The sequence below is a fragment of the Actinoplanes sp. NPDC051633 genome, assembly GCF_040681735.1.
Classification (GTDB): Bacteria; Actinomycetota; Actinomycetes; order Mycobacteriales; family Micromonosporaceae; genus Actinoplanes.
In genome coordinates, this window is sequence record NZ_JBFAZH010000270.1 from 1 (window position 1) to 7860 (window position 7860).

At 68.1% G+C, this 7860-nt stretch carries 9 protein-coding genes; 1 reads left to right on the plus strand and 8 read right to left on the minus strand.

Translation table 11 applies throughout. From position 1 onward, the window contains the following. Nucleotides 1-474: hypothetical protein (locus AB0M20_RS17190; RefSeq protein WP_364299120.1), on the plus strand; the 474-nt coding region annotated here is incomplete at its 5' end. A gap of 14 nt (nucleotides 475-488) precedes the next feature. Here the strand turns inward: AB0M20_RS17190 and AB0M20_RS17195 are convergent. From AB0M20_RS17195 to AB0M20_RS17230, 8 genes are read right to left on the minus strand one after another with little or no spacing between them, the layout of a single operon-like run. Next, complete coding sequence (locus AB0M20_RS17195) at nucleotides 489-1073, minus strand: carboxymuconolactone decarboxylase family protein (protein ID WP_364299122.1); 585 nt, start codon at nucleotides 1071-1073, stop codon at nucleotides 489-491. After that, nucleotides 1073-1384 carry a hypothetical protein gene (locus tag AB0M20_RS17200; protein ID WP_364299124.1) on the minus strand — a complete coding sequence of 104 codons (312 nt, stop codon included), beginning with the start codon at nucleotides 1382-1384 and terminating at the stop codon, nucleotides 1073-1075. Before AB0M20_RS17200 ends, AB0M20_RS17195 begins: the two co-directional genes overlap by 1 nt. Nucleotides 1385-1405: 21 nt before the next feature. Then, on the minus strand, nucleotides 1406-2596 hold the full coding sequence (locus AB0M20_RS17205; protein ID WP_364299126.1) for a sigma-70 family RNA polymerase sigma factor: 1191 nt from the start codon (nucleotides 2594-2596) through the stop codon (nucleotides 1406-1408). Beyond that, the gene (locus AB0M20_RS17210) at nucleotides 2593-2934 is read right to left on the minus strand and encodes a YciI family protein (protein WP_364299128.1); all 342 of its coding nucleotides are present in this window, start codon (nucleotides 2932-2934) and stop codon (nucleotides 2593-2595) included. The genes AB0M20_RS17205 and AB0M20_RS17210 overlap by 4 nt, the downstream gene beginning before the upstream one ends. A 19-nt stretch (nucleotides 2935-2953) precedes the next feature. Further along, entirely contained in the window at nucleotides 2954-3424 is a 471-nt protein-coding gene (locus AB0M20_RS17215; protein WP_364299130.1) for a VOC family protein, read from the minus strand. A gap of 48 nt (nucleotides 3425-3472) precedes the next feature. Further along, on the minus strand, nucleotides 3473-4783 hold the full coding sequence (locus AB0M20_RS17220; protein ID WP_364299132.1) for a PP2C family protein-serine/threonine phosphatase: 1311 nt from the start codon (nucleotides 4781-4783) through the stop codon (nucleotides 3473-3475). Between the two features lie 34 nt (nucleotides 4784-4817). Continuing rightward, entirely contained in the window at nucleotides 4818-6149 is a 1332-nt protein-coding gene (locus tag AB0M20_RS17225) for a hypothetical protein (RefSeq protein WP_364299134.1), read from the minus strand. 46 nt (nucleotides 6150-6195) lie between these two features. Further along, nucleotides 6196-7392 carry a TerB family tellurite resistance protein gene (locus tag AB0M20_RS17230; RefSeq protein WP_364299136.1) on the minus strand — a complete coding sequence of 399 codons (1197 nt, stop codon included), beginning with the start codon at nucleotides 7390-7392 and terminating at the stop codon, nucleotides 6196-6198. Nucleotides 7393-7860: the final 468 nt, after the last annotated feature.

Below are 7860 nucleotides of genomic sequence, written 5' to 3' on the forward strand. Positions count from 1 at the left end.
GATCGGGAGGGTTCCCGATCGCTACGGGATGTGCTTCGCCCGCATGGTGGTGGTGTCGAACCCATCGAGAAAGGCAACATCATGTCGCTCACCACAGAGCCCAGCGCCAAAGCCAAGTTCTCCATCGCCAACCACATCGGGCACGGGTTGGGAGTGCTCATCTCGGCCGGCAACGTGCTCATCGGGATCTCGCCCGGGGCCCGCGAGGGCGACGGCTACAACGGCAACGTCTGGGTCGCCTTCGTGGTGTTCGGCGCCATCGGCGTGGTGGCCCTGATCGCGTCGTGGATCACCAAGGCGAGCGCTCCCCGTCGCATCGGGGGCGTCGCCCTGGTGCTCGTGGGCGTGGCCAGTCTCGGAATCCTGTTCGTTCCCGACATCGGTACGGCCGGTCGCATCGCCAACTCTGTCGGTGCCCTGCTGCAATTCGGTGCGGCGGCGCTGATCCTTCTTCCGTCCCGCAAGAGCAAGTAGGTGTCACCGGCTCGCTAGCCGCCATATCCGCGTTTGAGCAGGAACTTGGCCCCGGCGTCGTAGCCACCGGTGTCGAGGAGCTCGAAGTCGAACGCGTCGGCGAGCCGGTTGGTGATGTTGAACGCCGTACAGACCGCCAGAGCATCCTGGATCTGCTGCCGGGACACCCCCGCCGCCAGGACCTCCCGCATGTCGCCGGCACTCACAGTCGCGTCGCGGGTCAGCTTGCCGAGCATCCGCAACGTGGCCCGCAGTCCCTCCTCGATCGGCGCCGACTCCAGATCGGTCAGCACAGCCTGCACCCGCGGCTTGTCCCGGTACGCCTGCGCGGCGGTCGCGGTGTGCGCGCCGATGCAGAACGCGGACTCATTGGCCTGGGACACGTATGCGGCCATGAGCTCGCGGTCGCCGACCGACCAGGCCGACTGTCCGCGCATCGCCTCCTGGGTGAACCTCTTCGCCGCGTTGCCGTAGAAGTCGGGGCGGTAGAAGACGAGTTTGGCGGCGTCCGGCAGCGGGTGGCCGGAGAACAGGCGGATCATCGTGAACAGCAGCTTGGTCGCCGGCTTGTAGCCGTGGTTGAGGATGCCGGGTCGCATCAGCTGCTCACCTCGTCGAGGGCGGCCAGTCCCGCTTCGTACATGCGGCTGGACCGGCCGACCGCGGCCGCGATCACCAGCTCGAAGATCTGGTCCTCGCTCAGACCCGCCGCCTTGGCGGCGGCGAAGTCAGCGTCGCTGACCTGGGTCGGGTCGGTGACGACCTTGTCGACCAATGGTTGTACGGCCGGGTCGACGCCGGCGCCCGCGAAGGCAGCGGCTCGCTGGTCGGGCGCGGCCCGGCCCGGTCCACTGAGGATGGTCTCGACCAAGGCTCGGTGGGCCGCGCGTTTTCTGTCGTCAGCCGGCATGGCGGCTCTCTCCTTCGATTGTCAGGTCAGACGTCGGCGCAGCAGGGACTGTTCGGCAGGGTTGTCGGTGAGCTGCAGTGCCCGTTCGTCGGCCGACCGGGCCTGTCCGGCCTCACCCATGTCCCGCAAGAGCTCCGCCCGCGTGGCGTGGAACAGGTGATAGTCGTCCAGGTCGCCGGTGAGGCTGTCGAGTTCGGCGAGAGCAGCCGGGGCGCCGGCGACGTAGCGCAGGGCGATCGCCCGGTGCAGGCGGGTCACCGGCGAGGGCGCCAGATGCAAGAGCATGTCGTACAGCACAACGATCTGGGTCCAGTCCGTGTTCTCCCACCGGGCGGCCTCGGCGTGACAGGCGACGATCGCCGCTTGCAGCTGATAGGGCCCGGGTCGCCGCAGGGCCGCTGCCCGGGCGATGAGCCGCCCGGCGTCGGCGATCGCCTCATGATCCCAGCGGGTCCGGTCCTGATCGGGCAGCTGGACGATGTCCCCGGCAGGGGTGAACCGGGACGCGGCCCGGGCCCGGTGCAGCCGCATGAGGGCGAGCAGGCCCATCACCTCCGGCTCGGCGGGCATCAACTGATGCAGCAGCGCGGTGAGGAACTCGGCGTCGTCGGTCAGATCGTGCGTACGGCCTCCGGTACCGCCACTGGGCAGGTACCCCTCGTTGAACAGCAGGTACACCACGGCCAGGACCTCGCCGAGGCGGCTCCCGAGCTCGTCGGCGTCCGGGATCCGGTAGGGGATGCCGGCGTCGGTGATCTTCCGCTTGGCGCGGGTGATCCGCTGCGCCACCGTCGTTTCCGGCACCAGCAACGCCTTCGCGATCTGCGCCGTGGTCAACCCGCAGACCACCCGGAGCGTCAGCGCCACCTGCGCCGCTCGGGGCAGGGCCGGGTGGCAGCAGGTGAAGATGAGCCGCAGCCGGTCGTCCGGCTGCGCCGGCACCGGCCACGCCACCAGGGCGAGCTTCGTGCGATGACGGTGGTCACGACGGAGCAGGTCCAGGCCCCGGCGCCGGGCGACCGTGTACAGCCAGGCATCCGGCCGGTCCGGGATGCCCTCGAACGGCCAGTGCGCCAGCGCCGCCTCGACCGCGTCCTGCACCAGGTCCTCGGCCGTGGAGAAGTCGCCGACCAGCGGCATCAGGACGGCCGCCAGCCGCCCCGCATGGTCACGCACCACGCGGGCCAGCTCGGCGTGCGACGGGTCGGTCATCCCGCGATGGGCCGGATCTCCACCACCGGGCAGGCCGGCCAGGACCGCGCCATCCGCAGCGCCTCATCAAGATCGGCGACCTCGACCTCGACGTACCCGGAAACAACCTCCTTGCCCTCCACGAACGGCCCGTCGGTGACCAACGGCTCCGCGCCCTCGAGCCGGATCGTCGTCGCCGTCTCCGCAGGCATCAGATGCTGATGATGAGTGATCTTGTCGCCGTGCTCGGCGAACCAGTGCTGAACACGGCCGTAGGCGCGTTCCCGCTCGGATTCGTCCATCGCCGCGAGATCGGCGGCGAACCGCTCGGTGTCGACGAACATCAGTACGTACTTCATGAACCTCGTCCTCCCGCGCCTACTGGAACAGGGCGGCCATCCGCCTGGTCATCTCGTCGGCCGTCACGTCCTCCACGTGGGAAGCGACGGTCCACGCGTGCCCGAACGGATCCACGATGAAGGCGTCGCGATCACCGTAGAACTGATTCTCCGGCGCCCGGCGCATCGTCGCCCCCAGTTGGACCGCATGCGCGACAACCGCGTCCACGTCCTGCACGTAGATGAACTGGAAGACCGGCGTCCCGGCCAGACCACCGGGCGGCGGAGCCGACGTGCCACGACGCGGATCCTCGTCCTCCACGATCACCACGGCATCACCGATCTGGATCTCCGCATGCGAGATGCTGCCGTCCGGGCCCGGGAACCGCATCCGGTCGGTGGCGCCGAAGACATCCCGATAGAAGTCCAGCGCCTTCGCGGCGCCCTGGACGACCAAGCACGGAGTCACGCGGCGATAGTTGCTGGGGATCGGATCGGGCTTACTGGACATGGCTCGCTCCCTCAGGAAGTCAGGCAGACCTGCACAGCGGCCTGCGTCTCACCAGGAAGACGTCCGGCCGGCGTCGCGATACGACAACCGCCCGAAGATTTCGCGATCGGGTGTGCTGGCTCGGTGGGGGTCGGCGCCCGCGGTGGTGGATCGGGTGTCGCCGTGACCGCCGTACCAGTCCACGACCAGCAGGCACGCGTCGTCGGGCAGAGCCGGGCCGGCGATCTCGAGCACGAGGTCGCCGAGCACGCGGACGACTTCGCGCGGGTGCAGGCGGGTCAAATCCTGCAGACGGGCGGGCAGGTCGAGGGCGGCGGCGCCGCGTTCCAGCATGCCATCGGTGAGCAGCACGAGACGATCGCCGGGCAGCAACTGCAACCGGTCCGCCCGGTACGGCCTGTGGGCCAGCACCCCGAAGGGCCGATTGACGTCCAGTGCCACGGGCTGCACGACCCCGCCGCGGACCAGTAGCGGCGCCGGATGGCCGGCGTTGACCACATCGAGCAGGCCGGTCGCCAGCCGGAGACGACCGAGCAGCCCGGTCGCGAACAACGACCCGGCCGGCCGGTTGTCCATGATCGCCTGGTTGGCGGCCTGCGCCTGTTCCGGCAGGGTGGCGCCGCGACGGCGGGCGTTGCGAAGCCCGCTGACGCACAGGGTCGCGGTCAGGGCGCTGTCCACACCGTGACCCACCGCGTCGGTGATGCTCAGATGCAGCAGGTCCCGGGCGAGGCTGTAGTCGAAGGTGTCCCCGCCGATGCTGGCCGCCGGTTCCAGCCACGCCGACAGGGTGAACGAGTCGGCCTCACAGGTGAACGCGCCGGGCAGCAGCCGCCGCTGGATCTCCGCGGCCAAGGTGAACGGCGTCGTCCGCTGACCCCACTCGAACAGGTCGGTGTGCCGGCGGTTGGCGATGACCACGAACGCGAGGGTGTGCGCTGCTCGCGACACCCGCTGCACCGTCGTCTCACCCGGCGCGGCGGCCAGCGCGAGCTCCAGCAGTCCGATGGCTTCCCCGCGCTGGGTGACCGGCGCCCGCACCACGAACCGGTCGCCGACCTGCTCGACCAGCACCTGCTGTGAGCGCAGCGCCTGCTCCTGAGGGCCGCCGTCGAAGGGCATCATCTGAGCGACCTCCTGGCCCTGCCGCCGGCCCCCGGACACCTCGCCGATCGGGATGTGGACCAGCCGTACCAGGGCGCGACCGCTCATGTCGGCGACGAGAAAGGAAACCCAGTCCGCGTCCAGGTGTCGGCCGATGGTGCGGGTCACCGCCGTCACCGCGTCGACCGGGGCGGCCTTCTCCACGGCGAGCAGTACATCGTCGAGGTCCGTACCACTCATCGCGCCGTCGCTCACGCGACGCAGCATAGGCGCCTTGTCTCAAGGGCGACTATTCAGTAAGAAGCGCCTCCCATTCCTTCTCGAGGGCCTGGTTGATCCGACGGTCGCGGGCGATGGCTTCTTGCAGCCAGGCGATGGTGGCGGGTGCCATGGCGCAAATCTGGTTGTAGTTGAGGGCGGCCGGGTTCATGCCGAAGATCAGGCCGGTCTTGAGGAGCGTGCCTGAGGTGGCGATGGTGTGCCCGAGCAACAGCATGGAGGTGAGCTTGGCGTGCTCCCGCTTGCGTTGGGCTGCGGTGCCGCCGGTGGCATAGCTCGTGAGCAGCCAGTACCCGCGGATGACCGCGGACACGACGCCAGGAGTGATGCCCATGGTGAAGTAATGGCGCAGGTCGTAGCCGTTCGTATACATGTAGCGGGCGACGTCGGTCCAGGGCACCTTGACACCGGAGGGGCTCAGGGCGAACGGGGAATCGACCTGGCCGAGCTGTAGCAGGCTGAAGAGCGGCGGCGGTATGCCGGCAGGGGTGTAGACGTCCGAGAGCAGATGGCGCACCTGGGTGATGAGAGCGTTGATCAGGTCGATCGGGGCGGCATCGGTTGCCACCTGGACCAGCTGCCCTGCCTTGTCGATGTAGGTGCCGGTGCCGTGCATGAGATCTGCCACGCCGACGAGAAAACCCATGGCCGGATCGTGGCCGAAGCTCTGGAGCCGGTGAGTCGCGGGCCGCATACCGCTGACCAGGCTCCCGGTGGCCTTCGTGGTGGCGGCGTCATACGGCACTTTGGCCAGTTTCTCGAACCTCTTGAAGAAGTGGTCGTGGATGCCTCGCGCGCGGTCACGGTCCTGGAGCCAATTGGTGAGGGGAGATCCGGCGTACTGCTTGCCCAGGAAGGTGGAATCCCGGGGGATGCGGACGAGGACGATCTCGAGGAGGGTCGCGAGGGCGCCGGCGATCAGAACGACCGTCCAATCGGTGTTGTTCCAGCTGACGTCGCCGTGTTCGTCGGCATAGCTGCGCAGGCTCCGAGTTATCAGGCCGGACGGGAGAACCTGCTGAAGGGGGTCCTGGGTCAGGTCGACCCCCAGCAGATCCAACTTGGCTTCGGCGAGCCGGACGAGTTGGTCGAAGTCGCCATCGGTCGGGAGCATCGGCACGGCGTAACGGCCGTAGCTCGGTGCCTCGACACTCACGGGGGTCGCCGAATCCGGCTGGGGCTGTGGGGGTGACACCGGGATGCCCATCGCCTGCAGCCGGGCTCGCACCGCGTCGAGCTCAGTTTCGACCGAGTCCAGGGTGTCGCTGACGCGAAGTTCGCGTTCGAGGACATCCTTGAGGTCGAACTGCAGCTGGTCGAACAAGCCCTGCAGTTCGGTCAAGGTGACATTCTGGTACGCCACGACCGCGGCAGCAGCCGAAAGCGGGTCACCCGACACGGAGGGGCTCCCGCCGTTCGAAGGCCTCCTGACTGGTCTGCAGGTCCTCCAGGGCCGACCGGAAGGCAGCCAAGTCGGCCTGGAGCCTGGCGAGGCGCTCTTCGTTCTTCGTGGTCTGGGTGAGGGTGGTCGCCATCCGTTGAGCGAGCCCCGCGATGTCGTCGGTGAGCTCGGCCATCGCCTGCTGGTGGTTCTTGATGACCTGCTGAATCAGATGTTCGCGTCGCTTCTCTCGTTCGCGCTCGTTGGCGGCCAGCACATAACGCGTGCCTTGATGCACCGCGACCCCGAGGATCACCACCGTACCGACGCCCGTGACCATCGCGCTCAGGCCCAGCAAGCCGCCGAACCCCAGAGCCGCCAGCCCCGAGGTGATGCCCGCCCCGCCGAGACCGGAGACACTGCCGGCAAGACTGACGGCGGCGACCGGGGCACCGAATGCAGCCGCCTTGGCAGCGATGTTCTTGGTGGCGGTCTCCAACTGGCTGGTCGTGATCTTGCCCGAAGCGAAAGCCTCCTCGGTGATCACAAGCCGTTCGGTCGCTTGCACGACCGTCACCGCTGACTCGGGAAGCACGAGCGCCGCGACCAGCACGATTCGTTCACGCTCGGCGTCGGCCGCATGCCTGTCGGCACGCGAGATCCGCACCAGATCGCGGACCAACATCGTGAACACCGGCTGGCGCTGATCCTCCTCAAGGAGGTCGTACAAGTCCCGGGACAGCATCGCCGTGGCGTCAGGCGTTCCCGCGCCGCTCACTGCATCGCGTTGCGCACCAACGATTTCATTGCGCAACTCCGACCGCGCTTCGCCGTCGAGCCCGATCGTCGATGCGAACAGGTACAGATTCGCGATCTCGCGAGGATCGAGATGGGCGTCCACCAGCGCCAAGCTCACCAACACCCGGCAATACAGCAACTTCGCGTCCACGCTGAGCGCGGACAAGTCAACGTGATCAGCGCGGCTGCGGGACGACCGCGCCGACAGCCCGTCCTTGACGTCGGCCGCCTTCATTTTCACCTGCTCGGCGGACTGCCTAACTTTCTCTTGGGCATCACCAGCAGCATCAACGACTCGCTGCCTCGCGGCGCTCGCGCTGTCGGCGAACCTTTGCCCAGCGGCGCCGGCAACACCCTTCAGCCGCCCAAAGCCAACCTCACGAGGATCCATCGCCAGCCCCTTCACGCCCTCGGCGAAAGGCTATCGGCGGCCACCGACAAATAGGGTCCTTGCGCCGATCCTGGCCCACGTCCTCAGCCAAACGGTGGAAGCCGTCCAGTCGGTGCGACAGGCATTCGTATGAGCGCCGCGTGAGCGCCTCAGGTCGTCGCCAGCCGCCCGATCAACGCCAGTTCGCTCGTGAGGACTCGCCGCTCAAGCTCGTCAGACGCGGCCGAGGCGTGCCTACCAGCTGATGCTCGGCTGACCCGGTTGACGATCTTGCGCAGAGAGTTGGCGCGACCCTCGTTCAGGGGCTGCGCGCAGTCAGCCCTTCCTGACCGGCTACAGACCGCTGATTCCCTTACCGATCAGGACGATCCCGAGGACGAGCAGCAGCACGCTCATCACCGCGGCGTTGTGGGCGAGCAGCCACTTCTTCAGCTCGTCCAGCGGCCCATGGAGCCGGCCGCGCGCGACCGCGTAGGCCAGCAC